This is a genomic window from Lutimaribacter saemankumensis (assembly GCF_900100005.1).
Lineage (GTDB): Bacteria > Pseudomonadota > Alphaproteobacteria > Rhodobacterales > Rhodobacteraceae > Lutimaribacter > Lutimaribacter saemankumensis.
In genome coordinates, this window is the sequence record NZ_FNEB01000002.1 from 170,118 (window position 1) to 197,108 (window position 26,991).

Consider the following 26,991-nt stretch of genomic DNA (forward strand, 5'->3'; position numbering starts at 1 on the left):
GCCACTACGACTGCCAATCGCAAGCCAAGACGGGACAGTTTCATGAATATCCATGAATATCAGGCGAAGGCGCTTCTTCGCTCTTATGGCGCCCCGGTTTCCGACGGTCGCGCCGTCATGAAAGCCGAAGACGCCAAAACCGCAGCCGGTGAACTTGACGGGCCCCTTTGGGTGGTCAAGGCGCAAATCCACGCCGGCGGCCGCGGCAAGGGCCACTTCAAAGAGGCGGAAGCCGGTGAAAAGGGCGGTGTGCGTCTGGCCAAGTCGGTCGAGGAAGCCGCCGAAGAAGCGAAAAAGATGCTGGGCAAGACCCTGGTCACGCACCAGACCGGCCCGGCCGGCAAGCAGGTCAACCGCATCTACATCGAAGACGGCTCGGACATCGAGCGCGAGCTGTATCTGGCGCTGCTGGTCGACCGCCAATCGAGCCGCATTTCGTTTGTCTGCTCGACCGAAGGCGGCATGGACATCGAAGAAGTCGCCGCCGAAACACCCGAGAAGATCCTGTCGTTCAGCGTCGATCCGGCCACCGGCTACCAGCCGTTCCACGGCCGCCGCATCGCCTTTGCGCTGGGCCTCGAAGGCGCACAGGTCAAGCAGTGCGTCAAGCTGATGGGCATTCTCTATACCGCCTTCGTCGAGAAGGACATGGAGATGCTGGAAATCAACCCGCTGATCGTCATGACGAACGGCGAGCTCAAGGTGCTGGACGCCAAGCTGGGCTTTGACGGCAACGCGCTTTACCGCCAGCCCGACGTGGCCAACCTGCGCGACGAAACCGAAGAAGACCCCAAGGAGCTTCAGGCCAGCAAGTACGACCTGAACTACATCGCGCTCGACGGTGAAATCGGCTGCATGGTGAACGGCGCGGGTCTTGCCATGGCGACGATGGACATCATCAAGCTTTACGGCGCCGAGCCGGCGAACTTCCTCGACGTGGGTGGCGGCGCCACCAAGGAAAAGGTGACCGAGGCGTTCAAGATCATCACCTCTGACCCGAACGTCAAAGGCATCCTGGTGAACATCTTCGGCGGCATCATGCGCTGCGACGTGATCGCCGAGGGCGTCGTGGCTGCCGTGAAAGAAGTTGGCCTGAAGGTGCCGCTGGTCGTCCGCCTGGAAGGCACGAATGTCGAAAAGGGCAAGGACATCATCAACAATTCCGGCCTCGACGTGATCGCGGCGGACGATCTGAAGGACGGTGCGCAAAAGATCGTCAAAGCGGTGAAGGGATAAGAAAATGGCAGTCCTCGTTGACGAAAACACAAAAGTCATCTGTCAGGGCTTCACCGGAAGCCAGGGCACATTCCACTCCGAACAGGCCATCGCCTATGGCACCAAGATGGTCGGCGGCGTGACGCCGGGCAAAGGCGGCCAGACCCATCTGGACCTGCCTGTCTTCAACTCGGTGCACGAGGCCAAGCACGTGACCGAGGCGAACGCCACGGTGATCTACGTGCCCCCGCCCTTCGCCGCGGATTCCATCCTCGAGGCGATCGACGCCGAGATGGAGCTGATCGTCTGCATCACCGAAGGCATCCCCGTGCTCGACATGATGAAGGTCAAGCGCGCGCTGGAAGGGTCGAAATCCACGCTGATCGGCCCGAACTGCCCCGGTGTCATCACGCCCGACGCCTGCAAGATCGGCATCATGCCCGGCCACATCCACAAGCGCGGCAAGGTCGGCGTCGTGTCCCGTTCGGGCACGCTGACATACGAGGCGGTCAAGCAGACCACCGATGTGGGCCTGGGCCAGTCGACCTGCGTCGGCATCGGCGGCGACCCGATCAAGGGAACCGAGCATATCGACGTGCTGGAGTGGTTCCTGGCCGACGACGAAACCGAAAGCATCATCATGATCGGTGAAATCGGCGGCAGCGCCGAGGAAGAGGCTGCAGCCTTCCTCGCATCCGAAAAGAAAAAGGGCCGCTGGAAACCCACCGCGGGCTTCATCGCCGGGCGCACCGCACCTCCGGGCCGCCGCATGGGCCACGCGGGCGCGATCGTCGCCGGCGGCAAGGGCGGCGCCGAGGACAAGATCGAGGCGATGAAATCCGCCGGTATCGTCGTCGCCGACAGCCCCGCCACGCTGGGCGAGGCTGTGCTGGACGCGATCAAGAAAGGCTGAGGCCCGGGCCTCGGTCGGAAACGAATGGAACAGGCCGGGCACCATGCCCGGCCCGTCCCGCAAGAAAAGAGCATCGCGACGGATACCCGCAAACGGATATCTCTCCTGCTGCTCAGGATCGGTCAGAAAGGACGCGCAACATGACGGATCAAAGCCCGAACGACGCCTTCCATGCCTCAAGCTTCATGCAGGGGCACAACGCGGAATACCTCGAACAGATGTATGCCCGCTATGCCAACGACCCGGCCTCGGTCGACGAAAGCTGGGCCGATTTCTTCCGCCAGCTTGGCGACACCGACATGGACGTCAAGAAAGAGGCCGCAGGCCCCAGCTGGGCTCGCGCCGACTGGCCGCCCAGCCCCGCCGACGACCTGACCGGCGCACTGACGGGCGAATGGCCCGCAGCGGCGGCCGAAATGAAAGGCGCCGGCGACAAGATCAAGGCGAAGGCGCAGGAAAAGGGCGTCGAAATCACCGATGACGCGGTCAAGCGTGCGGTGCTCGACTCGGTCCGCGCACTGATGCTGATCCGCGCCTACCGGATCCGTGGACACCTTGCGGCCGATCTCGATCCGTTGGGGATGCACAACGCGACCAACCACCCCGAGCTCGATCCGAAATCCTACGGCTTCACCGATGCCGACATGGATCGCCCGATCTTCCTCGACAACGTGCTGGGCCTGCAGATCGCGCCGATGCGGCAGATCGTGGACATCGTAAAGCGCACCTATTGCGGCACTTTCGCGCTGCAATACATGCATATCTCGGACCCGGAACAGGCCGGCTGGCTCAAGGAACGGATCGAAGGGTTCGGCAAGGAAATCCAGTTTACCCGCGAAGGCCGCAAGGCCATCCTGAACAAGCTGGTCGAGGCCGAAGGCTTCGAAAAGTTCCTGCATGTCAAATACATGGGCACCAAGCGTTTCGGTCTTGACGGCGGCGAGGCGCTGATCCCCGCGATGGAACAGATCATCAAGCGCGGCGGGAACCTGGGCGTCAAGGAAATCGTCATCGGGATGCCGCACCGTGGCCGCCTGAACATCCTTGCCAACGTGATGGGCAAACCCTATCGCGCGATCTTCAACGAATTCCAGGGCGGCAGCTTCAAGCCCGAGGACGTGGACGGATCGGGCGACGTGAAATATCACCTCGGCGCCTCCAGCGACCGTGAATTCGACGGCAACAACGTGCACCTGTCGCTGACCGCGAACCCCAGCCACCTCGAGGCGGTGAACCCCGTGGTTCTGGGCAAGGCGCGCGCCAAGCAGGACCAGCTGAACGATCCCAAGCGCATGGCAGTGCTGCCGGTGCTTCTGCATGGCGACGCGGCTTTTGCCGGTCAGGGCGTCGTGGCCGAATGCTTTGGCCTTTCGGGCCTGCGCGGGCACCGCACCGGCGGGACGATCCACATCGTCGTGAACAACCAGATCGGCTTTACCACCGCGCCGCATTTCAGCCGCTCGTCGCCTTACCCGACGGATATCGCGCTGATGGTCGAGGCGCCGATCTTCCACGTCAACGGCGACGACCCCGAGGCCGTGGTCCACGCCGCCAAGGTGGCGACCGAATTCCGCCAGAAATTCCACAAGGACGTGGTCATCGACATGTTCTGCTACCGTCGCTTCGGTCATAACGAAGGCGACGAGCCGATGTTCACCAACCCGTTGATGTACAAGAACATCAAGGGTCACAAGACCACGCTTGCCCTTTATACCGACCGCCTCGTCAAGGACGGGCTGATCCCCGAGGGCGAGATCGAGGACATGAAGGCCGCTTTCCAGGCGCACCTGAACGAAGAGTTCGAATCCGGCAAGGATTACAAGCCTAACAAGGCCGACTGGCTGGATGGCCGCTGGAGCCACCTGGACCGTCAGAAACAGGGCAAGTACCAGCGCGGCAAGACCGCGATCAAACCGGAAACCATGGCGGAAATCGGCCGCGCGCTGACGATCCCGCCCGAAGGGTTCGCCGTGCACAAGACGGTGCAGCGCCTGCTGGAAACCCGCAAGCAGATGTTCGACACCGGCGAAGGGTTCGATTGGGCCACGGGCGAGGCGCTCGCCTTTGGCAGCCTTCTGACCGAAGGCTACCCCGTGCGCCTGGCCGGTCAGGACAGTACGCGAGGCACCTTCAGCCAGCGGCACTCCGGCCTGATCAACCAGGACACCGAGGAACGGTATTACCCGCTCAACCACATCCGCGAGGGCCAGGCGCATTACGAGGTCATCGACTCGATGCTGTCGGAATACGCGGTTCTCGGGTTCGAATACGGCTATTCGCTGGCCGAACCCAACGCCTTGACCCTGTGGGAAGCGCAGTTCGGCGATTTCGCCAACGGTGCGCAGATCATGTTCGACCAGTTCGTCAGCTCGGGCGAAAGCAAGTGGCTGCGCATGTCGGGCCTCGTCTGCCTGCTGCCGCACGGTTACGAAGGCCAGGGGCCGGAACACAGCTCGGCCCGGTTGGAACGTTTCCTGCAGATGTGCGGACAGGACAACTGGATCGTGGCGAACTGCACGACGCCCGCGAACTATTTCCACATCCTGCGGCGGCAGCTTCACCGCAGCTTCCGCAAGCCGCTGATCCTGATGACGCCGAAATCGCTGCTGCGTCACAAGCTGGCGGTATCGCGGGCCGAGGAATTCACCACCGGGTCGTCCTTCCACCGTGTTCTGTGGGACGATGCGCAATACGGCAATTCCGACACCAAGCTGGTCGCCGATGAAAAGATCAAGCGCGTGGTCATGTGCTCGGGCAAGGTCTATTTCGACCTGCTGGAAGAGCGTGACGCCCGCGGCATCGACGATGTCTATATCCTGCGGATCGAACAGTTCTATCCCTTCCCCGCGCAATCGCTGGTCAAGGAACTGGAACGCTTCAAGGAGGCCGAGATGGTCTGGTGCCAGGAAGAGCCCAAGAACCAGGGCGCCTGGACCTTCATCGAACCGAACATCGAATGGGTGCTGGGCCGCATCAAGGCCAAGCATGGGCGTCCGGTCTATGCCGGCCGTGCCGCCAGCGCCTCGCCCGCGACGGGTCTGGCCCGCGCGCACAAGGAACAACAACAGGCGCTCGTGGACGAGGCGCTGACCATCAAAGGGAAATGATCAGAATGACGACAGAAGTCCGCGTTCCCACACTTGGCGAATCCGTGACCGAAGCAACGGTCGCAACGTGGTTCAAGAAACCCGGTGACAGCGTCGCCGCCGACGAAATGCTGTGCGAGCTGGAAACCGACAAGGTGACCGTCGAGGTGCCCAGCCCCGCCGCTGGCACCCTTGGCGAAATCGTCGCCAAGGAAGGCGAAACCGTCGGTGTCGACGCGCTGCTGGCCACGATCACCGAAGGCGCGGCCGCCGCCCCGAAAAAGGAAGCCCCGGCCGCGAAATCCGCGCAGGCCACCAGCGCCCCGGCCAAGTCCGGCGGTGACGAGGTCAAGGTCATGGTCCCCTCGCTGGGCGAATCCGTGACCGAGGCGACCGTCAGCACGTGGTTCAAGAAAGAAGGCGACAGCGTCGCGCAGGACGAAATGCTGTGCGAACTGGAAACCGACAAGGTCTCGATCGAGGTTCCGGCCCCGGCGTCCGGCACGCTGACGAAGATCATCGCGGGCGAAGGCACCACCGTGGATGCCAGCGCCCAACTGGCGGTGATCTCGGGCGGTGACGCCCCTGCTGCCGCGCCCAAGGCGGAACAGGAAGGCGCCCATGGCGAAGCCTACCAGACGCCGGCAGCCGGCAATGGCAGCCGCGATGTCGAAGACGCGCCCAGCGCCAAAAAGGCGATGGCCGAGGCCGGCATCAGCCGCGACCAGGTGCAGGGTTCGGGCCGCGATGGCCGCGTGATGAAGGAAGACGTGGCCAAGGCCGTGTCCGCCGGAAGCTCTGCACCGCAGCCCGCGGCCCCCGCGCAGGCGCCCCGCGCCCCTGTTGCCGCCGAAGATGCCGCGCGCGAGGAACGGGTCAAGATGACCCGCCTGCGCCAGACCATCGCCCGCCGCCTCAAGGACGCGCAGAACACCGCCGCGATCCTGACCACCTATAACGAGGTCGACATGACCGAGGTCATGGCGCTGCGCAACGAGTACAAGGATCTGTTCGAAAAGAAACACGGCGCGCGCCTGGGCTTCATGTCCTTCTTCACCAAGGCCTGCTGCCATGCCCTGAAAGAGGTGCCCGAGGTCAACGCCGAAATCGACGGCACCGACATCGTGTACAAGAACTTCGTGCACATGGGCATCGCCGCTGGCACGCCGCAAGGCCTTGTTGTGCCGGTGATCCGTGACGCCGACCAGAAATCCTTTGCCGATCTCGAAAAGGAAATCGCCGAAAAGGGCCGCCGCGCCCGCGACGGCAAGCTCAGCATGGCGGAAATGCAGGGCGGCACCTTCACCATCTCGAACGGTGGCGTCTACGGCTCGCTCATGTCCTCGCCGATCCTGAACCCACCGCAATCGGGTATCCTCGGCATGCACAAGATCCAGGACCGCCCGATGGTCATCAACGGCGAAATCAAGATCCGCCCGATGATGTACCTCGCGCTCAGCTACGATCACCGCATCGTCGACGGCAAGGGCGCGGTCACTTTCCTCGTGCGGGTGAAAGAAGCGCTCGAGGATCCGCGCCGCCTGCTGATGGATCTCTGATCTGAACCGCGGGCCGGGCCTTGTGTCCGGCCTGCTTCAACCCCGGCCGATTGCATGACCCCTCCCCGCACAGCCCTCGCCGCCTGCATGCGCAACGAAGGCATCTTCGTGCTGGAATGGCTTGCCTGGCACGCGGCGCTGGGGTTCGACCGCATATTCGTCGTCAGCAACGAGTGCACCGATGGGTCGGACGACCTGCTCGACCGCCTGGCCGCGCACGGCATTCTGACCCATATCCGCCAAAAGGTGCCGGCCGGTGCCGCCCCGCAGGACGCGGGCATGGATCACGTCCTGGCCGCCTGCCGCGATGCGGGCATCAGCCATGTTCTGCATATCGACAGCGACGAGTTCCTCGTGCTTGACGGCACGCTTGCCGATCTGCACGCGTGCACGGCCGACGCAGATGTGGTGCCGATCCCGTGGCGCAATTTCGGTGACAGCGGCGTGACCGAATGGCAGCCCGGCGATCTGGTGACGCAACGCAACACCCTGGCCGAACCCGCGCCCGAGCCCGGCGTGACCAAGTTCAAGTGCCTGTTTCGCGTTGCCAGCTTTGCCCGCGCCACCGATCACAACCCGCTCGATCCCCAAGTGGATGACCCGCAGGTGCGCACGCCGGATGGCGCGACGCTGTCGAACAGCTCGCTCTACCAGAAGAAATCCAGCCGTTTCCGCCCGCATGACGTGGCCTGCGCCGCCCGCTCGGCGCGGATCAACCACTACGCCATCCGGTCGCAGGACGTGTTCCTGCTCAAGAACGACCGCGGCGACGGGCAGGGCAAGCAGGACGAAACGAAATATCACCTCGGTTCGAACTGGCACCGTGCCGCCAACCGCAACGACGTGCCCGACAGCAGCGCCGCACCGCGCCTGCCCGCCCTGCGCGCGCAATTGGCCGATTGGCGCGCGGACCCCGAAACAGCCCGCGCCGAACGCATCTGCCAGGACTGGTTCATCGCCCGCCGCGCAGCCGTCCTGACACCGGAAAACCGCGCGCGCTGGACGCGCCGAAAGGGGGCCGCATGACCGCCGAGCTGACCGCACTTTCCCTGGCCGCCCTTCTGCAGGCGCTGCAATTCGCGGCCTACTCCATCACCGCCAACCGCCAGGTCGGGCCGCGCTACGCGATGTCGCCACGCGACGAGCCGCGACAGCTCACCGGGGCGGCCGGCCGGTTGCAGCGTGCGCTCACCAACCATTTCGAAGGGCTGATCCTGTTCACCATCGCCGTGGTCGTCGTGACACTCTCGGACCGCTCGAACGCGATCACGCAAATGGCGGCCTGGGTCTATCTGGGCGCGCGCGTCCTTTACGTGCCGGCCTATGTCTTCGGGCTCAGCCCGTGGCGCTCGCTGATCTGGTTCGTGGGGTTTCTCGCCACGCTCGCCATGCTGGTGATGCCGCTCATGTAACTTCATCTTGCCTCAAATACCTCCGGGGGGCCGGCCAGGGGCCGGCGGGGGCAGCGCCCCCTCCCCGCTCAAACAAAAGGATCTGACACATGGCATCTTATGACGTGATCGTAATCGGCTCGGGCCCCGGCGGCTATGTCGCGGCCATCCGCTGCGCGCAGTTGGGCCTGAAAACCGCCTGCGTCGAAGGGCGCGATACGCTGGGCGGCACCTGCCTCAACGTGGGCTGCATCCCGTCCAAGGCGCTTTTGCACGCCTCCCATCAACTGCACGAGGCCGAACACAACTTTGCCGCCATGGGCCTCAAGGGCAAGGCGCCCAGCGTCGACTGGAAACAGATGCTCACCTACAAGGACGACGTGATCGGCCAGAACACCAAGGGGATCGAGTTCCTGTTCAAGAAGAACAAGATCGACTGGATCAAGGGCTGGGGTTCGATCCCCGAAGCCGGCAAGGTCAAGGTCGGCGACGAGGTTCACGACGCCAAGAACATCATCGTCGCCTCTGGTTCGGAACCCAGCAGCATCCCCAATGTCGAGATCGACGAAAAGGTGGTCGTGTCCTCGACCGGCGCGCTCGAGCTGTCCAAGGTGCCGAAAAAACTGGTGGTGATCGGCGCCGGCGTCATCGGGCTGGAACTCGGCTCGGTCTATGCGCGCCTCGGCTCGCAGGTCGAGGTGATCGAATTCCTCGACAAGATCACGCCGACGATGGACGGCGAGGTTTCCAAGGGCTTCCAGCGCCTGCTCAAGAAACAGGGGCTGAATTTCACCCTGGGCGCCGCCGTTCAGGGCGTCGAGGCGACCAAGACAAAGGCCAAGGTCACCTACAAGCTGCGCAAGGATGACAGCGAACACACCGTCGATGCCGATGTCGTGCTGGTCGCGACGGGGCGCAAGGCCTATACCGACGGGCTGGGCCTGCAGGCGCTCGGCGTCGAAATGACCGATCGCGGCGTGATCCGCACCGACAAGCAGTGGGCGACGAACGTCCCCGGTATCTATGCCATCGGCGACGCCATCGAGGGCCCGATGCTGGCCCACAAGGCCGAAGACGAAGGCATGGCCGTGGCCGAGGTCATCGCCGGCAAGGCGGGGCATGTGAACTACAACGTGATCCCCAGCGTGATCTACACCCATCCCGAGGTGGCCAGCGTCGGCCAGACCGAGGAACAGCTGAAAGAGGCAGGCCGCGCCTACAAGGTGGGCAAATTCTCGTTCATGGGCAACGGCCGCGCCAAGGCGGTCTTTGCCGGCGATGGGTTCGTCAAGATCCTGGCCGACAAGGAAACCGACCGCATCCTGGGCGCACATATCATCGGCCCGGCGGCGGGTGACCTGATCCACGAGGTCTGCGTCGCGATGGAATTCGGTGCCAGCGCCGAGGATCTGGCGCTGACCTGCCACGCGCACCCGACCTTCTCCGAGGCGGTGCGCGAAGCGGCCCTGGCCTGCGGCGACGGCCCGATCCACGCCTGATATGTCAGGGCGCTCATCAAGCCCTCGCGGGCTTTCTTCGCGAAAAGGCCCCAAGGGGTTGATGAGCGCCTACCACAAGGTCTGCAAGGCACGCGCGGGATAGGTCTTGTCCCAATCCCGCGCGTCGATATCGCCCCCGGTCATTTCCGCCAGGATATCGCCCAGGCTAGGCACGGAGGCGCCATCGTCGCGCGACCAGAGGCCGGACCGGATCATCGATTTGGGGCATTGCGAATAGATTTCCGCGATCTCGATCACGATCACGCAGGCGGGCTGACGGCCTTTCTGCTCGAACCGAGCGCGCAATTCCGCATCGTCCGTCAGCACCGCGCGCCCGTTCACGCGCACCACAGTCGCCTCGCCCGGCACCATGAACATCAGCGCCACGCGCCCGTCGCGCACGATGTTGCGCAACGAATCCAATCGGTTGTTCCCGCGCCAGTCCGGCATCGCCAGCGTGCCCGGGTCCAGTTCGGCCACCACGGGGCCATCATCGCCGCGCGGGCTGGCATCGGTGCCTTCGGGGCCGACGGTCGCCAGCACGCAGAACCGCGACGCCGCGATCCAGCGGCGGTAGGCCGGGGTCATCCGGCGCGCCACCTTGCGCAGCGCGGCATCGCCGGGGGTGCCGTAAAGCGCCTCCAGCGTTTCGACATCGTCGATTGTCTGCATCGGTCACTCCCCGGGCTCGAAGCCCGCTTCGCGCATCAGCTTGTCCGAATGCGCCTCTACCTCGCGCTCGAGATGCGCCATGAACGCGCCGCGCGCCATGCCCGGCTCGATCCGGGGCAGGAATTCGACCACCGCGAGGCCCGGCTTGCGCAGGATGCCCTTGCGCGGCCACAGAACGCCGGCATTCGTCGCCGCCGGCACGCAGGGCTGGCCGAGTTGTTCGTACAGAACCGCCGTGCCCACCTTGTAGGGCGCGCGCACGCCGGGTTTCACCCGCGTGCCTTGCGAATAGATGATCAACTGTCCGGGCTGGGCGCGGCCCTTTTCAACATCCTCGATCATCTTGGCGATCGCCGCGCCGCGCTTGCCGCGATCGACCGGCACGCAGCCCAGTCGCCAGGCGTAAAGACCGATCACCGGCGTCCACAGCAACTCGCGCTTCATGATGAACTTCGCCACCGGCGCGTAGTAGAAGATGATCAGGATATCCAGGAAACTCTGGTGTTTCGCGGCGATAAGCACCTCGTCGGTGGGCACGTCCCCGCGCACTTCGTGGCGCAGGCCCAGCATCCAGCGCGCGCTCCACAGGGCGTAGCCCGCATAGGTCTGGCAGGCCGCCCGCGCGCCGCGCGGGCTCAGCGCGGCCCAGGGCAGGAACACGATGCCCAGCACGCCCATCGCGATGTACACCTGCACCACATAGACCAGCGACTTGATCCATTGCCAGGACATCACGGCAAATCCCTCAGGGTGCGGGCGGCGGCCATGTGTGTCGCCACGAAGGCCACCAATGCAGCAAGCGGCGGGATCACCAGCGGCAACAGCCATCCCGCACCGCCAAAGCCCAGACCGGTCAGGAAACCGCCCGCCGTCTGCGCCGACGGCAGCAACAGGATCGCCGCAATCCCCACGGCCACCCCGACAGCCGCCCCGCCCAGTGTCCGCAGCGTGTAGCGGCGGACAAACGCCTTGGCGATATAGCTGTCGCGCGCGCCGACCAGCCGCAGCACCGCGATCACCTGCGCGTTCGCGGCAAGCGCCGCATTGGCGGCTAGCGTGATCATCGCCGCCATGGTTCCGAAAATCAGCAGGATCGACACCCATCCCAGCAGCCGCAGCCGCGATGCCGCATCGACCAGGGGACGCCGCCAGCGTGTGTGATCATCCAGGACCGCGCCGGGCACCTCGGCCGACAGGCGCAACCGCAGGCCCTGCGCATCGTAGCCGTCCGGGGTCTCGGTCACCTCGATCAGCTGCGGAATGGGCAGGGTTTCCACTGGCAGGTCGGGCCCGAACCATGGCTCCAGCAGGGCGCGCTGCTCTTCGTCGCTCAGCGCGCGGGCGCTGGCCACGCCGGGCGTCTGCTCCAGCACGCGCAGCGCGGCCTGCGTCTGCGCGTCGATCTGGTCGGCCGGTGCCGAGATGCGCAGCGTCGACGACCGCGCCAGCTCATCGCCCCACCGGTCGGCCATGCGGCCGGTGGCCACCGACAGCGCCAACGCGAACACCGCCAGAAACGCCATCGCCGCCGCGCTCAGCAGCGTCAGCCGTGCCGTGATGCCAGTGGGCGGCACCATTCGGTCGGCCTGCACGTCGCCCACGATGAATTCGGCAATCTGGGTCAGGTCGGGGCGGGTCACAGGTCTGCCCCCGCCAGTTGCAGCCGCCGTCCGGCGATGCGCAGCACACGGGCCTGCACCTGGCCCTTGGCCGCACGAATGAGGTTCAGGTCGTGGGTCGCGATCATGATCGTCTTGCCCATGCGGTTCAGCTCGACCAGCAACTGCAGCAGACGTTGCGACATTTCCCAGTCGATATTGCCCGTTGGCTCATCCGCCAGGATCACGTCGGGCGACATGATGACCGCGCGGGCCAGCGCAGCGCGCTGGCGCTCACCGCCGGACAATTCGGGGGGCAGGGCATCGGCGCGCGCCTTCAGCCCGACCCAGGACAGCAATTCGCGCAGGTTGACCGACTCGTCCAGCGTATCGCGCCCCGAAACCGTCAACGGCAAGGCCACGTTGTCGGCGACCGGCAGGTGATCGAGAAACTGCACATCCTGGTGCACGACGCCGATCCGGCGGCGTGCCAATGCGATGTCGTCGCGGTCCATCGTGCGTACATCCGTGCCGAACAGACGAACCTGTCCCGCCGTGGGCATCAGCGCGGCATAACACAGCTTGAGAAATGTCGTCTTGCCCGCCCCGGAGGGTCCGGTCAGGAAATGGAACGACCCCGGCGCAAGCTGCAGAGAGATCTCACTCAGCAACTCACCACCGCCATAACTCATGGCAACGTTATCCAGCTCGATCACCGCGCCAGCCCCCTTTTGGCCTGTTCTGCACGACACCGGCCACAGTTGCAATCGGGATGCAGGCGCGCGCAAGTCTCTGTTTACACTTTTCGGATGCCGCAATGCCACATATAGTGGCCGCAGACGGCAGAAAGCCAACCCAAGGGGGCAAGAGGGGGCAGGATGCGACTGGTTTGCCCGAACTGCGGCGCACAATACGAAGTACCGGATGACGTGATCCCTCAGGGCGGTCGCGACGTTCAATGTTCCAATTGCGGTCATACCTGGTTCCAGGTGCATCCCGATCAGGATCCCGGCCTGGCCGAAGACCTCGAAGAGGCCCCGGCACAGGACGACTTCGACGACACGATGGACGAGCCAGCGGCACCGCCCGACACGCGCCCGATATGGGACGAGGCGGACGACGACCTGCCGCTGTCAGATGACCTGCGCCCCGAAGCCAACGACACTTGGGACGAAGACGAAGAAGGCGAAGTCACGCCGCCTTGGGAAACACAGGACGTGACCCCGGCCCAGGACGTACCGGCCCCGCCCGTGGAAGACTACGAAGACGATTACGAAAGCTGGGACGAAGAGGCCCCCGCCGCGACCGAACCGCGCCGCAACCTCGACCCCAATGTCGCCGACCTTCTGCGCGAAGAGGCCGAGCGCGAGGCCCGCCAGCGCGCCGCCGAACGTGGCGGTCTGGAAACCCAGCCCGAGCTTGGCCTGACCCAGTCGGACGAGGACGAATTCACCCGCCGCCAGCGCGAGGCACAGGAACGCATGGCGCGGCTCCGTGGCGAACCGGCACCAGCCGACGCCGATACCCGCCAGGAGGCCGAGGCCGCCGCGATGAGCGCGGCCGCGGCGGAAGCCGCCGCATCGCGCCGCGATCTTCTGCCCGACATCGACGAAATCAACTCGACCCTGCGGTCCACCTCGGACCGGCGCCCCGCCTCTGCCGCCGGCGATCACGAGACACCGGGCCCCGCGCCCGCCGCAGCGCCGGAAACCCGCCCCGGCGGGTTCCGCCGCGGGTTTTCTATCGTGGTTCTGCTGATGGTGCTGGCGATCGCGCTCTATGTCCTGGCGCCGCGTCTGGCCGAGATGGTGCCCGCCCTGCGCGGTCCGCTCGCCGCCTATGTCGAGGTCATGAACGGCCTGCGTCTGTGGATCGACGAACAGTTGCGCGGGGTGCTTGGCTGGCTCGACAGCATGTCGGACCAGGGTTGAACGTCAGAACCGCTCCAGCAGACGCTTGAGGTAGTCACGCTCTTCCTCGGACCGTTCGGTATCGCCTGAACGGCGGCGGATTTCATCCAGCAGTTCGCGCGCGCGGCGATAGACGTCCTCGCCCTGCAGCATTTCGTCCCCGGTATCCAGGCTTTGCCCGCGCGATCCGGGGTTCCGCCCCAGCGGGTCGCGCTGCGCGCCCTGCGCATCGCTCATCTGGGTGTTGTCGCCGCCCTGTTGCTGGCGCTGTTCCTCGGCCAGCGCCTCGCCGAGGTTGCGGATACCGTCGCGCAGCGCGTCCATAGCCTCGGCCTGGCGGTCGATCGCCTCGGGCAAGTCGTCGTCGCGCAGCGCGTCTTCGGCCCCGTCCATCGCGCGGCCGGCACGGTCCAGCGCCTCACGCGCGGCTTCGCCCGCCTCGCCGCCGACGCCCGGCAATTGCCCGCGCTGCCGGTCCAGTTCCTGACGCAGGGCGCGCTGACGGTCGGCCAGCGATTGCTCCAACCCCTGACCTTCGCCTTGCCCTTGTCCGGGTTGTGCCTGTTGCTGGCCCTGACCCTCCTGACCCTGGCCTTGCTGGCCCTGTTGACCCTGCTGCTGGCCGGGCTGCCCCTGACCGGGCTGTCCGGGCTGCTGGCCTTGCTGCTGGCCCTGGTTGGCACCGGGGTTGAACTGTTCCTGCAGGTCGCGGAACGCCTGATCCGACAGGCCCTGCTGATCGCGCAGGGTTTCGGCAAGCCCTTCCATGGCCTGCTGGCCGGGCGATTGCTGCCCCTGCCCCTGGCCTTGGGTGACCTGCATGTTCTCGAGCATGCGCTGCAGTTCCTCCAAGGCCTGCTGCGCCTCTGCCATCCGGCCCTGCTCCATCAGCTCCTGAATGCGGTCCATCATGCGCTGCAGGTCGTCCTGCGTCATGGTCATGCTGTCGTTGGGCATCGGGTCGCCATTCTGCTGCGCCTGCTCGTTCTCGCGCTGCGACTGCTGGGCAAGCTGGCGCATGTAATCGCGGGTCGCATCGCGCAATTCCTGCATCAGGCGGGCGATCTCCTCGTCGCTGGCGCCATTCTTCATGGCCTGCTGCAACCTTTCCTGGGCCTGGCGCAGACGCTCCAGTGCGTCTTCAAGATCGCCGTCCTCCAGTTCGACGGCCAGATCCCAAAGCGCCTGTGCGATCTCGTCCTGCTTTTCGACACTCAGCCCGTGCACAAGGTTCGCCTCGAGCGACCGGATGATCGTGCGCAGCCGCAGGTAATCGGTTTCGCGCTTGAAAACGCCCTCTTCCGGGCGATGGCTCAGCGTGCGCAGGATTTGCGCCACGCGCCGACCATTGTCGCGCGTCCACAACAGGTCGCGCCGCTGTTCGACGATCGCCGCGGCCATCGGGTCGAAAAACCGCCGCGCCGGCAGGTTCATCAGCTTGGGCTGCGCCTGCCCGGTCAACCCCGAGGCATCCTCGACCGTCACGCTCAACCGCACGGGCAGATGCGCCCAGGGATGCTGCGAGAAATTGTCGACCAGACGTTCCTCGAACTCGGCGCGGTTGCCCGTGATCGGCAGCGGCACAGGAATTTCGATCGCGGGGCGCGTTTCAGGCTCGGCGCTCAGGCCGTGACGGCGGTCGACCGCCGCAAGATCCAGTTCGATCGTCGCGGTGCCGCCGATCACGCCGTAATCGTCGCGCGCGGTGAACGGCAGGGTCATCTGCCCGTCCACCGATGTTTCCGGCTCGCCCGTGATCTCGATTGAGGGCGCGCCATCGGGGCGCATCGCGATCTGCCATTCCCGCCCGCCGGGGCCGTTGACGGCCAGCGTGCCGGATTGCGAGATAGTGAATTCCTGTTCGGGTTCTGACGCGGGCGGCACCTCTCCGGTGCGGCCCGACACGGTTTCGGCCAACGTCAATTCGCCGACCTTGCCGTAAAACCGCAGGATCACGCGCGCATCTTGCGGCACCTCGATCCGGTTGGCGTCGATATCGGCCATGTAAAGCGTGGGCAGCCCGGTATAGGCGGGCGGTTCGATCCAGCCTTCCCAGGCGGGGCCGGTCGCCAGCGCCTGGCCCGTTCCCGGGGTCATCTGCGTGACGGTGCCGACCCGCAGGATCGACCCGAACAGAACGGCCACGGCCAAACCCAGAACCGCGACATAGCGCAGGGCGAACGGGTCTTTGCGCGACACCCGCAGATCGGGTTCGACGGCGCGCGCCTTACGCGCCACGGCAGCCGCGCGCGCCTGGTGCGCCCGCCACAGCGCGACCGAGGCAGGATCGTCCGCGCCGATTGCGGGCTTGTCCAGCAAGGCACTGATGGGACGGCCCGGCAGGCGCGCGTCCATGCGCGCCAGCGCCTCCATCCGGCGCGGGATGCGGAAGGCCCGGATGCCACGGTACAGGTACCACGCCAAGGCCGCGCCGGCGGCAACGATTGCCGCCCAGACCGCTTCGACAGGGGCGCTGTCATGCAGGCCCAGCATCAGGGCGGCGATGCAAACGAACAGTACGGTCCAGACCGGCCAGAACGCGTGCGTAATGCGCTCAGCCCAGAGGCCGGCCCATGTCAGCGCCAAAGAGCGGCGGAGTTTCGTCCAGTTGCCTTGCTGTCCGGTGTCGGTCATGCGCCCTTTCCCGGGCCGTGACACGCCAATCACGTCACAGCCATTCAGGAATGGTATCGCGGTTTATCATTTCGTCAAAGGTCGGACGTCGGCGGATAACCGCGAATTGATCGCCCTTCACCAGAACCTCGGGGATCAGCGGGCGGGTGTTGTACTCGCTCGACATGACCGCGCCGTAGGCACCCGCGCTGCGGAACGCCACGAGGTCTCCCTCGGCCATCGGCGGCAGGGCGCGCCGCTTGGCGAAGGTATCGCCGCTTTCGCAGACCGGGCCCACCACGTCGTAAAGCTCCGGCTCGGTCGCGGCGGCGGGCTCGATCACCGGGATGATGTCGTGATGCGCGTCATACATCGCAGGGCGGATCAGGTCGTTCATCGCCCCGTCGAGAATCAGGAAATCGCGGTCCTGGCCCGATTTCACATAGATCACGCGACTGACCATGATGCCCGCGTTGCCCGCGATCAGGCGGCCCGGCTCGATCTCGATCTCGCAGCCCAGATGCGCCAGCTCTTCCTTGACCATCTGGCCGTATTCCACCGGCAGCGGCGGCGCGGTGTTGTCGCGGGTATAGGGAATGCCCAAGCCGCCGCCCAGGTCCAGCCGGGTGATCTCGTGCCCGTCGGCGCGCAGCGCCTCGGTCAGCTCGGCAACCTTGCGATAGGCCGCGCGATAGGGTTCGAGGTCGGTCAGCTGGCTGCCGATATGCACGTCGATGCCCACCACCTTGATGCCCGGCAGGCTGGCGGCATGGGCATAGACCGCCCGCGCGCGGCTGATCGGGATGCCGAACTTGTTCTCGGCCTTTCCGGTGGAAATCTTTTCATGGGTCTTCGCGTCCACATCAGGGTTCACCCGCACGGTGATCGGCGCCACCACGCCCAGCGACAGCGCGACCTCGCTCAACGCCTGCAATTCGGGCTCGGATTCGACATTGAACTGGCGAATCCCGCCTTCCAGCGCCATGCGCATCTCGTCGCGGGTCTTGCCGACGCCGGAAAAGACGATCTTTTCGCCCGGAACGCCCGCCGCGCGCGCGCGGGCATATTCGCCGCCCGACACCACGTCCATTCCCGCGCCCAGATCGGCAAGGGTGCGCAGGATCGCCTGGTTGCTGGCGGCCTTCATGGCATAGCACACAAGGTGGTCCGTGCCTTCCAGCGCCTCGTCGAACAGCCGGAAATGGCGCGACAGCGTGGCTGTGGAATAGCAATAGAACGGCGTGCCCACGGCGGCGGCGATCTCGGCCACCGGCACGTCTTCGGCGTACAGCGCGCCGTCGCGATACAGGAAATGGTCCATGCGCTTGCGTCCCCTTCGGTCCGCCCGCGTCATAAGGCCTTACGGACCGCAACGAAACAGGAATCTCAGCCCGGCGTGATGATCCCGCGTTCGGTCACGATCAGGTCCAGCGGCTGGTCGGTCGGCTCCAGCGGCAACTCTGCGTCCTCCTGCGCGGAGTAGGCAAAGCCGATGGCGAAGGTCGCATGATGCGCGCGCAACCGCTCCAGCGTGCGGTCGTAGAACCCGCCACCATAACCCAGCCTTCCGCCAGCGCGCGAAAACGCGACCAGCGGCACGATCAGGATTTCGGGCTCGATCCACTCATCGGCCTGCGGCACCTTCGCGCCGAAAGGCCCGTCGCGCAGCGCGCAGCCCGGCTCCCAGCGCGAGAACCGCAGCGGCAGCCCCTTGCCCTGTATCACCGGCACCCCCACCACGCCATGTGCCGCGGCCTCTTCCATCGCGGGAAGCGGATCTATCTCGGTGCGCATCGCCATGTAGCCGGCCAGCGGCACACCGCGATACCCGGCAAGAACCTCGCTCAGATAGCCACAGGCATCGCCCCGCGCAGCGTCATGCGCGGCCTTGCGCCGGGCGAACGCCGCGTTGCGCGCGGCGGCTTTGGCTTCTTCCAGCGCGCTCATAGCAGCCACAGCACGGCAAGCCCGAGGAAGGCGAAAAAGCCGACCACATCGGTCACCGTCGTCACGAATGCCCCCGAGGCCAGCGCCGGATCGACCCCCAGCCGGTCCAGCAGCACCGGAATCACCGTTCCCGCCAAACCTGCCACCACAAGGTTGATGACCATCGCCGCCGCGATGACATAGCCCAGCGTGGGCGATCCGAACCAGACCAGCCCGACGATCCCCATAACCACGGCGAACACCACGCCATTGACCAGCCCCACCAGCACCTCTCGCCGGATGACCCGCCAAACGTTCGATCCGGTCAAGTCCTTGGTGGCCAGCGCACGCACCGCCACCGTCAGCGACTGTGTGCCCGCATTGCCGCCCATCGACGCCACGATGGGCATCAGAACCGCCAGCGCCACCACCTGCGCGATCGCATCCTCGAACTGCGCGATCACAAGCGAGGCCAGGACCGCCGTCACCAGGTTCACCGCCAGCCACGGAAACCGGCCCTTCGTCGTTTCGATCACCCGGTCGGTCAGGCTGCCCTCCCCCACACCGGCGAGGCGCAGGATGTCTTCCTCGTGTTCCTCGTCCAGAACCGCCATCGCGTCGTCGATGGTGATCTGGCCCACCAGCCGTCCGTTTTCGTCCACCACCGGCGCCGAGATCAGGTGATACTGGTTGAACGCATAGGCCACGTCGCCTTCGTACTGGTCGACCGGGATCACCTTGAAGATATCCTCGGTGATGTCGGCCAGCTTCACGTCCCGCCGCGACCGCATGATCTTGCCCAGTGTCACGTTGCCCACCGGGTGCATCCGCGGATCGACCAGCACCACGTGATAGAACTGGTCGGGCAGGTCTTCGTGGCTGCGCAGGAAATCGATCGCATCGCCCACCGTCCAATGCTCGGGCGCGGCGACGACCTCGCGCTGCATCAGGCGCCCGGCGGAATATTCGGGGTAGCTCAGCGCCTGGGTGACGGCGGCTCGCTCAGGCTCTTCCAGCGCGCCCAGAATCGCCTCTTGCTGCGGCTCGTCCAGATCCTCCAGCAAGTCGACCACGTCGTCGCTGTCCAGTTCGCGCACGGCGTCGGCCAGAACCGCGGGGTTCAGGATCGCGATCACTTCCTCGCGGATCGATTCATCGAGTTCCGACAGGATGTCGCCGTCGAATTCCTTGCCGTAAAGTTCGATCAGGCGCCGGCGGTCATAGGTGTTGATCTGTTCCAGAAGGTCGGCGATGTCAGCCGCGTGCAACGGCTCCATCAGCTCGGTCAGCGCGGCCGCATCCCCCACGTCGACCGCATACAGAATCGCCGCGACCGTCTTCTTGTCGAGAAGATAGGCTTCTTCCTCGGCCTCGGGGCGCTCTTCGATTTCTGTATCCTGCTCGGTCATGCGCGCCCCCGTTCCGACTTGCCCCCTCATATCCGATTGCACCGGCGCAAAACAATGGCCAGCGGCAATTTACGGCCCCTTTGCGGCACAGTAGGATCGCGCGGGCACAAGGGGACGGCAATGAGCGAAAAGACACTACTCCTGGGGCAGACCCTCGCGTTTGCCGGCGATCCGATGACCGAATGTCCGCAAGCCGCGCGGCACAGCACGCATGGCGGCGTCCTGATCGAAAACGGGCGGATCGCAGCCGTCGGCGACGGTGCCGATCTGCGCAAAGCGCACCCCGGGGCACGCGTGATCGACCACGGGCAGGCGCTGATTTCCGCCGGCTTCGTCGATGCCCACGCGCATTACCCGCAGACCGCGATCATCGCCAGTTGGGGCAAGCGGCTGATCGACTGGCTCAACACCTATACCTTCCCCGAAGAATCGCGGTTCGGCGATTCCGGCTATGCCGCAGATATCGCCGGGCGCTATCTCGACCTGATCCTTGCGAATGGCACCACCACCGTCGCCAGCTATTGCACCATCCACCCCGCCAGCGTCGATGCGCTCTTCGATGCGGCGCAGGCCCGCGGGATGCGCATCGCGGCGGGCAAGACCTGCATGGACCGCAACGCGCCCGACACCCTGCGCGACACCGCGCAATCGGCCTATGACGACAGCAAGGCGCTGCTCGAAAAATGGCACGGGCAGGGGCGGCTGTCCTATGTCATCACGCCGCGCTTTTCGCCCACCTCGACGCCCGAACAGCTTTCGGCGCTCGGCGCGCTCTGGGCCGAACATCCCGACTGCCTGATGCAGACCCACCTGTCCGAGCAGCTTGACGAGATCGCCTGGGTGAAATCGCTCTACCCGCAGGCGCGCGACTATCTCGACACCTACGAGGCGCATGGCCTGCTGGGTCCGGGCGGGCTCTATGGCCACGCCATCCACCTGGAGCCGCGCGAACGTGCCCGGCTGGCCGAAACCGGCGCCGCGCTGATCCATTGCCCGACATCCAACACCTTCATCGGATCAGGGCTTTTCGACATGGCCGGGCTGACCTCCGAGGGTCAACGCATCGGGCTGGCCACCGATACCGGCGGCGGCAGCAGCTTTTCCATGCTGCGCACAATGGCCGCCGCCTACGAGATCGCCCAGCTGCGCGGCCACGCGCTGCACCCGGCACAGCTGTGGTGGCTGGCGACCGCCGGCTCCGCCCGCGCGCTGCGGATGCAGGACCGCATCGGCAACCTCGCGCCGGGGATGGAGGCCGACCTCGCGGTAATCGATCTCGCCTCGACGCCGGCCATCGCCCAACGCACGGCCCGGGCGGACGACCTGTGGGAGGCGCTCTTTCCCACCATTATGATGGGCGACGACCGCGCCATCGCGGCGACCTACCTGGCCGGTCAGGCGGTCGCCCGCGCAAAAGGTTAACACCGCGCGGTTTCAGGGCAAGACCGCGCGGTCACGGCGGATTCCGCGTCAAATCGCGCGTCGTGGCCGTAAATTGCCCTATATCGCGTTAACCCTTTGTCAGGAACCGCGCGGCACAGGCACGAAACCGCGCGAAATGGCGTAACCTTTCGTCAGGAATCGCGCGGTTTCAGCCCCGAACCGCGCGATTAACCTTCATCTTGCCTCAAATACTCTGGGGGGTTTGGGGGGCAACGCCCCCCAACCGGTCGGATCGGCGCAGCCGATCCGAAACCGGCCTCAGTCGCGCAAGCTCAGGGTATGCTCGCGCAGCCACGCCATGAAGGCCCGCGGGTCGCGCCCACGCTCGGCGCATTCCTCGGGGCTGATCGGATGACCGATCACCGGCGCTTGCGGCTTGTCGAAACTGTGCACGACCTCATGCAACAAAAGCCCCTGCCGCAGGATCGGCGAAATGCGGTTCGCCATGTGGTACCAGCGGGAATTCGCACCGGGAAAGAAACACGGCACGACCGTCGCGCCCGACCGCCGGATCATCTTGGCGGTAAAGACGTTCCACTCGGCCTCGATCACAGGGCCGAACATGGTTTTCGACGTCGCCACCACCCCTGACGGAAACAGCGCCACCAGCCCGCCCTGCGCCAGGTGATCCATCGCGCGGGCGCGCATTTCGATCATCTTTTCCTGGGCATCCGGCTGATGCGGGAACGGCACCGGAATCATGTAGGACGCGGCGCTTTCGTCGATTCCGGTCAGCAACGACCGCGTCAGGATGCGGTAGTCGTTGCGGCGCCGGCCGATCAGGTCGGCAAGGATCATCCCGTCGACCAGCCCATGCGGATGGTTCGCGACGAAAATCACCGGCCCGGTTTCGGGGATACGATCCAACTGGTCGTCCGGCGTCTGCAGGTCGATCCCCATGACATCCATCGTCGCCGGCCAGAAAGCCTGCCCCGTCGGCGCGCCACGGCGCTCGAATTCGCGGATACGGCGCAGGATGGTGATCTTGCCCGTCATCCATTCCATCGCGCGAATGATGGTGGCCGTCAGCGGGCTGTCGAAACTGTTGGCATAGGTCAGGCTGCGACGGTCATACGTGTTATAGACCACGTCGCCGGTCTCGTGCGGCATCGCCCGGTTTTGTATGCTGTCCACCACTTGGCCTGCGCCACCCTCGCCTGCGCCCCCGGGCATGCGGGGGCTACATGTCTTCGCCGAACCGGTCTTTTACCAAGGCTTCCAGCGCATCGGCAAGCGCCTCGGCATCCGGGCCGGATGTGCGCACGTCAATAGTGCTTCCCTTCGACGCTGCCAACATCAAAAGCCCCATGATGCTGTCGCCGCTGGCGGACATGCCGTCGCGGCTGACTTCTGCGGTCGCATCGAACCCTTCGACGACCTCGACCAGTTTCGCCGAAGCGCGCGCATGCAGGCCTTTTTCGTTCACGATTTCCAGAGTGCGTTCAACACTGTCCGACATGGGCGCCCCTAGTCTTTTGATATGTTCTGGCTGTCGATGTACTTGCGTCCCGCTTCGGTCGCAGCGCGCACGGCATCCCCCAGCGGCAGATGGCGGCTTTTCGCCAACTTGATCAGCATCGGCAGGTTCGCCCCGTAAAGTATCCGCCGCCCCGACGCTTCGCAGGCGGGAAGGCTCAGATTCGACGGCGAGCCGCCGAACATGTCGGTCACCACCACAACGCCATCGCCGCGATCCACCTCGTCAGCGGCCTGGGCGATCTCGGTTTTCTTGGCATCACGGTCGTGGTTTGCCTCAATCGCGATGGCGCGCATGCCGGGCTGTTCGCCCACGACATGTTCCACGGCTGCAAGATATTCCCGCGCCAATCCACCATGCGCGACAATGACGATCCCGATCACGCGTTACTTGTCCTTGTCAGCCGGGCCGCCTGCGCCATCCCCTTGCGCCGGCTGCCGCCGTTCCAGTTCCCGGTGCCTTATTGACACCTGCCAGCCCTCTTCCGCAAGGGCCTTGCCGAGCATTTCCGCCAGAGCAACCGACCGGTGTTGCCCGCCCGAGCAGCCAAAGCCGATCGCGAAATGCGCCTTGCCCTCTTCCAGATAGGCCGGCAGCAGCAACAAGGCCAGTTCCCGCACCTGTTCAAAGAACGGCGCAAAGCGCGGGTCGCCCTGGATGTATTCGGCCACGGCGCTGTCGCGACCGTCGCCCGAGCGCAAGCCGGGCACCCAATACGGGTTCCGCAGAAACCGGCCGTCGAACACCATGTCGACGCCGCGCGGAAGCCCGCGCTTGTAGGAAAACGAATTGATCGTCACCGCCATATGCGCACCGGTGCGGGGGTTCAGCAGCCCGTGCAGTTCGTCGCGCAACTGGTGCGGCGTCAATCCCGTGGTATCGATGAGGATGTCGGCGCGCGCCCGGATCGGACCCAGCAGATCCTTTTCCAGCGCGATGCCCACATCCGGGCTGTCGGCGGGCGCCATCGGGTGACGGCGGCGCGTGGCCGAAAAGCGGTGGTGCAATTCTTCATCCGTGCAGTCGAGATACAGCAGGTCGGCGGCAATCCCCGGCCATTCTTCGAGCCGGTCGATCGTTTCGATCAGGGCATTTGTGGAAAAATCGCGATTGCGCGTATCCAGACCAAGCGCCAGCGGACGCGCGCCCGGCGGGCCGTCGAGCAGGCGGGGCAGCAACGAAAGCGGGAGGTTGTCGATCGCCTCGAATCCCATGTCCTCGAGAACGTTGATCGCCGTCGACCGCCCGGCCCCCGACGGCCCGGTGACCAGGATCACGCGGTGGCCGGTGCGGATATCATCGGGGGTCTGGGTCAAGGTCGCGGTCTTTCATGCATATCTGCCATGGCGAAGATATTGCACGATCGCCGCCGGAAAACAGCCCGTGCCGGGATTGTGAAGGAGAGGCAGGTCGCAGCCCAGCGCCGTCCACTTGCGGTTGGGCGGCAGGCGCTCGGATTCTTGCGCATCCAGATCGACCCACAGCGCAAGTGGCGCGGGCCCACACGAGGCGGCATTCAGGATTCCGACGCCCCGCGCCTCGATCCGGTTGCGGATCGTGTCGGGGACATCGGCGAAGATATGATCGCCGTGGCGCCACAGGCAGGTGATGTCGTCCGCAACAAGCGCCGCCCCCAGCGCCATGAGTTCCAACGCGAGGGCCGATTTGCCCGAACCGGCCCGCCCCGTAATCAGCACCGCCCGGCCATCGAGCGCCACTGTCGATGCATGAACGCGGACCGGCATCTGCGCATCGCTTCCCGGATCTCCGGCTGCGGGTGCGCTTGCGGGGATTTCCATGTCAGACAGGCAGGCCCACGACAAAGCGTGCGCCAAGCGGTTCCGACGCGATGTCGGCATCGGTGGGGCGGATGTTCTCGGCCCAGATCACGCCGCCATGCGCTTCGACGATCTGCTTGGAGATCGCCAGGCCCAGGCCGGAGTTGTTGCCGAACTGCTTTTCGGGACGTTCCGAATAGAACCGCTTGAAGATCTTGGTCAGCGCCTGTTCGGGAATGCCGGGGCCGGTGTCCTCGACCACGACAAGCACGCGGTTCTCGCGCTGGCGTGCCCAGACACGGATCGCATCGCCTTCTTCGCAGAACGAGATCGCGTTGGTGATCAGGTTGACGAACACCTGCGCAAGACGCGCCTCGAGCCCCTGGATGATGATGGGTTGCGACGGAAGATCGGTGATGAAATCGATGCCTTCCTCTTGGGCCTGCTGACCGAGATATTCGCCGAGGTTCGACATCATCTTGATGAGGTCGAAGGATTCTTCCTCTTCCTTCACCAGTTCGCTGTCGAGCCGCGATGCGTTCGAGATGTCGCTGACCAGCCGGTCTAGGCGGCGCACATCGTGGTCGATCACGTCGAGCAGCTTGTCGCGGTGTTCTTCCTTCTTGACCATGCGCAGCGAACCGACGGCAGAGCGCAAGCTGGCAAGCGGGTTCTTGATCTCGTGCGCCACGTCGGCGGCGAACTGTTCGTTGCTGTCGATACGGTCGTAAAGCGCGGCGACCATGCCGCGCAGGGCGCCCGACAGCCGGCCGATTTCATCGGGACGCGCGGTCAGATCAGGGATGCGGATGCGCCCGCCGGCACCGTTCTTGCGCTTGTCGCGGTCGCGGCCCAGTTCGGCCGCTTCGGCAAGGTCGGAAATCGGGTTGGCGATGGTCGATGCCAGAACAAGGCTGAGCCCGATCGACACAAGCGTCGCGATGATGAACATACGCAGCACCCGTTCGCGTTCGATGCGAACGGCCAGGTCGATTTCGTTCGAGCTGTTGGCCAGCGCCACGACCCCGACGGGCAGACCGTTGTGAATGATCGGCGTCGCGACGGCGAACAAGGTGCCGCCATCGCCGCTTTTGCCGGTCATGATGCGGGTGTTGCCTTCCATCGCGGCGGGCACGATGTCGTTGGCCTGCATTTCAGCTGTTGTAAGCTCTTCTTCGGGCGCCGAAGGGAATATCGACGACACGCCCGACCAGAGGCGCGTCAGGAAATCGACGATGATCGTGCGCTCGTCGTCGCTGGCGCTGGCATCGCGCGCCCGTGTCACGCCCAGGCCTTCGAAGCGCCCGACAAGCGCGCCGCTGCCGTCATAGATATACGCTTCGACACCGCGGCGCAGGTCAAGCGCCTCGAGCGTGCCTGTCACGTCTATGCCGTCGCCCGTCGCAAGGCTGACCGGTGCGCCATCGGGCATCCGGGCCTCGAACACGTCGGCGATCAGCTCGGCCTCGCTGACAAGCGTGTTGGCGCGCTGAACCGCTAGCGAGTCGCGCGAGGAATTGAGAAACAGGATGCCCGCGACCAGCACGTTGAGTGCGATCAGGTTGAACGTGATGATCTTGCGCGTCAGCGGCGAGCGGTTCAACGTGAACAGCCCGCGCCGCGCGCGTTTCACACGCAGCTCTTTTTCCACGGTGCTGTCGGGGGCGACGTAGTCGTCGCCCAACACAACATCCCCGTCACGAGATGGCGTGACGTCGCGCACATTCATCCTTTCGGCAAGGGCCATCACTCTTCGTTGTAACGGTAACCGATACCATACAGTGTCTCAATCGCCGAGAATTCGGGATCGACACTCCGCATCTTCTTGCGAAGGCGCTTGATATGGCTGTCGATCGTGCGGTCGTCGACATAGACCTGATCGTCATAGGCCACGTCCATCAGTTGATCGCGGCTTTTGACGAAACCGGGGCGTTGCGCAAGTGCCTGCAGCAGCAGGAACTCTGTGACGGTCAGCGACACGTCCTTGCCCTTCCAGGTCACGGCGTGGCGCAGAGGGTCCATGCGCAGTTCGCCGCGTTCCATCACCTTGGTTTCTTCGGTGTCGCCGACGATGTCGCCTGCGACGGCCTCTTGCCGGCGAAGCAGCGCGCGGATGCGTTCGACCAGCAGGCGCTGGCTGAAGGGCTTTTTGACATAATCGTCCGCGCCCATGCGCAGGCCCAGAACCTCGTCGATCTCATCGTCCTTCGAGGTCAGGAAGATCACCGGCATCGAGGTTTTCTGCCGCAGGCGCTGCAACAGGTCCATCCCGTCCATCCGGGGCATCTTGATATCGAGAACCGCCATATCCGGCAGCTTCTTGTTGAAGGCATCAAGCGCCGACTGGCCATCGTTATAGGTCTCAACTTCGAAGCCTTCGGCCTCGAGGGTCATGGCAACGGACGTCAGAATATTCCGATCGTCGTCCACAAGGGCGATCTTAGACATAGGGGTTGTCCTTGTACTGCTCTCACGTTTTATGTTTTTCGCCACTATTCCTGA

24 protein-coding genes are annotated in these 26,991 nt (G+C 65.1%); 9 read left to right on the forward strand and 15 right to left on the reverse strand.

The genetic code is table 11. The features are described from left to right. Positions 1-42 precede the first annotated feature (42 nt). The 7 genes from sucC to lpdA all read left to right on the forward strand — a co-directional run bounded on the left by sucC (position 43) and on the right by lpdA (position 9,663). Positions 43-1,236 carry an ADP-forming succinate--CoA ligase subunit beta gene (gene sucC / locus BLT50_RS05485; protein ID WP_090027375.1) on the forward strand — a complete coding sequence of 398 codons (1,194 nt, stop codon included), beginning with the start codon at positions 43-45 and terminating at the stop codon, positions 1,234-1,236. A gap of 4 nt (positions 1,237-1,240) precedes the next feature. Then, entirely contained in the window at positions 1,241-2,128 is an 888-nt protein-coding gene (gene sucD / locus BLT50_RS05490) for a succinate--CoA ligase subunit alpha (RefSeq protein ID WP_090027377.1), read from the forward strand. A 140-nt stretch (positions 2,129-2,268) separates the two neighbouring features. Beyond that, positions 2,269-5,235, forward strand: coding sequence for a 2-oxoglutarate dehydrogenase E1 component (locus BLT50_RS05495; protein WP_090027379.1), 2,967 nt, complete (start codon positions 2,269-2,271; stop codon positions 5,233-5,235). Positions 5,236-5,240: 5 nt separating this feature from the next. Then, complete coding sequence (gene odhB, locus BLT50_RS05500) at positions 5,241-6,773, forward strand: 2-oxoglutarate dehydrogenase complex dihydrolipoyllysine-residue succinyltransferase (protein ID WP_090027382.1); 1,533 nt, start codon at positions 5,241-5,243, stop codon at positions 6,771-6,773. Between the two features lie 87 nt (positions 6,774-6,860). Continuing rightward, complete coding sequence (locus tag BLT50_RS05505) at positions 6,861-7,799, forward strand: glycosyltransferase family 2 protein (protein WP_175491403.1); 939 nt, start codon at positions 6,861-6,863, stop codon at positions 7,797-7,799. Then, a complete protein-coding gene (locus tag BLT50_RS05510) occupies positions 7,796-8,185 on the forward strand; it encodes an MAPEG family protein (RefSeq protein WP_090027386.1) in 390 nt (129 codons plus the stop codon). Before BLT50_RS05505 ends, BLT50_RS05510 begins: the two co-directional genes overlap by 4 nt. 89 nt (positions 8,186-8,274) lie before the next feature. Further along, positions 8,275-9,663, forward strand: a complete 1,389-nt coding sequence (gene lpdA, locus BLT50_RS05515) for a dihydrolipoyl dehydrogenase (RefSeq protein WP_090027387.1) — start codon at positions 8,275-8,277, stop codon at positions 9,661-9,663. A gap of 69 nt (positions 9,664-9,732) precedes the next feature. Here the strand turns inward: lpdA and BLT50_RS05520 are convergent, their stop codons facing one another. The 4 genes from BLT50_RS05520 to BLT50_RS05535 are packed head-to-tail and all read right to left on the reverse strand — an operon-like array spanning position 9,733 to position 12,649. Next, positions 9,733-10,335, reverse strand: coding sequence for a pyridoxamine 5'-phosphate oxidase family protein (locus tag BLT50_RS05520; protein ID WP_090027388.1), 603 nt, complete (start codon positions 10,333-10,335; stop codon positions 9,733-9,735). Positions 10,336-10,338: 3 nt separating this feature from the next. After that, the gene (locus BLT50_RS05525) at positions 10,339-11,067 is read right to left on the reverse strand and encodes a lysophospholipid acyltransferase family protein (RefSeq protein ID WP_090027389.1); all 729 of its coding nucleotides are present in this window, start codon (positions 11,065-11,067) and stop codon (positions 10,339-10,341) included. After that, positions 11,067-11,912 carry a cell division protein FtsX gene (locus BLT50_RS05530; protein ID WP_090027944.1) on the reverse strand — a complete coding sequence of 282 codons (846 nt, stop codon included), beginning with the start codon at positions 11,910-11,912 and terminating at the stop codon, positions 11,067-11,069. Before BLT50_RS05530 ends, BLT50_RS05525 begins: the two co-directional genes overlap by 1 nt. A 59-nt stretch (positions 11,913-11,971) precedes the next feature. Next, the gene (locus BLT50_RS05535; protein ID WP_090027945.1) at positions 11,972-12,649 is read right to left on the reverse strand and encodes a cell division ATP-binding protein FtsE; all 678 of its coding nucleotides are present in this window, start codon (positions 12,647-12,649) and stop codon (positions 11,972-11,974) included. Positions 12,650-12,811: 162 nt separating this feature from the next. Here BLT50_RS05535 and BLT50_RS05540 point away from each other — a divergent pair, with 162 nt between their 5' ends. Beyond that, positions 12,812-13,864 (forward strand): zinc-ribbon domain-containing protein, encoded by a 1,053-nt coding sequence (locus BLT50_RS05540; RefSeq protein WP_090027390.1) that lies wholly within the window; start codon positions 12,812-12,814, stop codon positions 13,862-13,864. 3 nt (positions 13,865-13,867) lie between these two features. Here BLT50_RS05540 and BLT50_RS05545 read toward each other — a convergent pair whose 3' ends face one another. The 4 genes from BLT50_RS05545 to mgtE form a co-directional block, all read right to left on the reverse strand. Continuing rightward, positions 13,868-16,477, reverse strand: coding sequence for a TIGR02302 family protein (locus BLT50_RS05545; protein ID WP_090027391.1), 2,610 nt, complete (start codon positions 16,475-16,477; stop codon positions 13,868-13,870). A gap of 34 nt (positions 16,478-16,511) precedes the next feature. Further along, complete coding sequence (lysA, locus tag BLT50_RS05550) at positions 16,512-17,777, reverse strand: diaminopimelate decarboxylase (RefSeq protein ID WP_090027392.1); 1,266 nt, start codon at positions 17,775-17,777, stop codon at positions 16,512-16,514. Positions 17,778-17,842: 65 nt separating this feature from the next. After that, positions 17,843-18,403: a 5-formyltetrahydrofolate cyclo-ligase gene (locus BLT50_RS05555; protein ID WP_090027393.1), complete on the reverse strand. Its 561-nt coding sequence runs from the start codon at positions 18,401-18,403 to the stop codon at positions 17,843-17,845. Next, positions 18,400-19,791: a magnesium transporter gene (gene mgtE / locus BLT50_RS05560; RefSeq protein WP_090027394.1), complete on the reverse strand. Its 1,392-nt coding sequence runs from the start codon at positions 19,789-19,791 to the stop codon at positions 18,400-18,402. The genes BLT50_RS05555 and mgtE overlap by 4 nt, the downstream gene beginning before the upstream one ends. A 120-nt stretch (positions 19,792-19,911) precedes the next feature. Between mgtE and guaD the strand changes: the two genes are divergently transcribed. Then, positions 19,912-21,213: a guanine deaminase gene (guaD, locus tag BLT50_RS05565; protein WP_090027395.1), complete on the forward strand. Its 1,302-nt coding sequence runs from the start codon at positions 19,912-19,914 to the stop codon at positions 21,211-21,213. Positions 21,214-21,492: 279 nt separating this feature from the next. Here guaD and BLT50_RS05570 read toward each other — a convergent pair whose 3' ends face one another. The 7 genes from BLT50_RS05570 to BLT50_RS05600 form a co-directional block, all read right to left on the reverse strand. Then, positions 21,493-22,344 carry a lysophospholipid acyltransferase family protein gene (locus BLT50_RS05570; RefSeq protein ID WP_090027946.1) on the reverse strand — a complete coding sequence of 284 codons (852 nt, stop codon included), beginning with the start codon at positions 22,342-22,344 and terminating at the stop codon, positions 21,493-21,495. A gap of 70 nt (positions 22,345-22,414) precedes the next feature. Further along, a complete protein-coding gene (locus tag BLT50_RS05575) occupies positions 22,415-22,693 on the reverse strand; it encodes an HPr family phosphocarrier protein (RefSeq protein ID WP_090027396.1) in 279 nt (92 codons plus the stop codon). A gap of 8 nt (positions 22,694-22,701) precedes the next feature. Next, positions 22,702-23,094, reverse strand: a complete 393-nt coding sequence (locus BLT50_RS05580) for a PTS sugar transporter subunit IIA (RefSeq protein ID WP_090027397.1) — start codon at positions 23,092-23,094, stop codon at positions 22,702-22,704. Positions 23,095-23,097: 3 nt separating this feature from the next. Continuing rightward, positions 23,098-24,027 carry an RNase adapter RapZ gene (gene rapZ / locus BLT50_RS05585; RefSeq protein WP_090027398.1) on the reverse strand — a complete coding sequence of 310 codons (930 nt, stop codon included), beginning with the start codon at positions 24,025-24,027 and terminating at the stop codon, positions 23,098-23,100. Positions 24,028-24,039: 12 nt separating this feature from the next. Beyond that, on the reverse strand, positions 24,040-24,510 hold the full coding sequence (locus tag BLT50_RS05590; RefSeq protein WP_245723303.1) for an HPr kinase/phosphorylase: 471 nt from the start codon (positions 24,508-24,510) through the stop codon (positions 24,040-24,042). A gap of 1 nt (position 24,511) precedes the next feature. Then, the gene (locus BLT50_RS05595; RefSeq protein WP_090027401.1) at positions 24,512-26,236 is read right to left on the reverse strand and encodes a sensor histidine kinase; all 1,725 of its coding nucleotides are present in this window, start codon (positions 26,234-26,236) and stop codon (positions 24,512-24,514) included. After that, entirely contained in the window at positions 26,236-26,937 is a 702-nt protein-coding gene (locus BLT50_RS05600) for a response regulator transcription factor (RefSeq protein WP_090027403.1), read from the reverse strand. The genes BLT50_RS05595 and BLT50_RS05600 overlap by 1 nt, the downstream gene beginning before the upstream one ends. Positions 26,938-26,991: the final 54 nt, after the last annotated feature.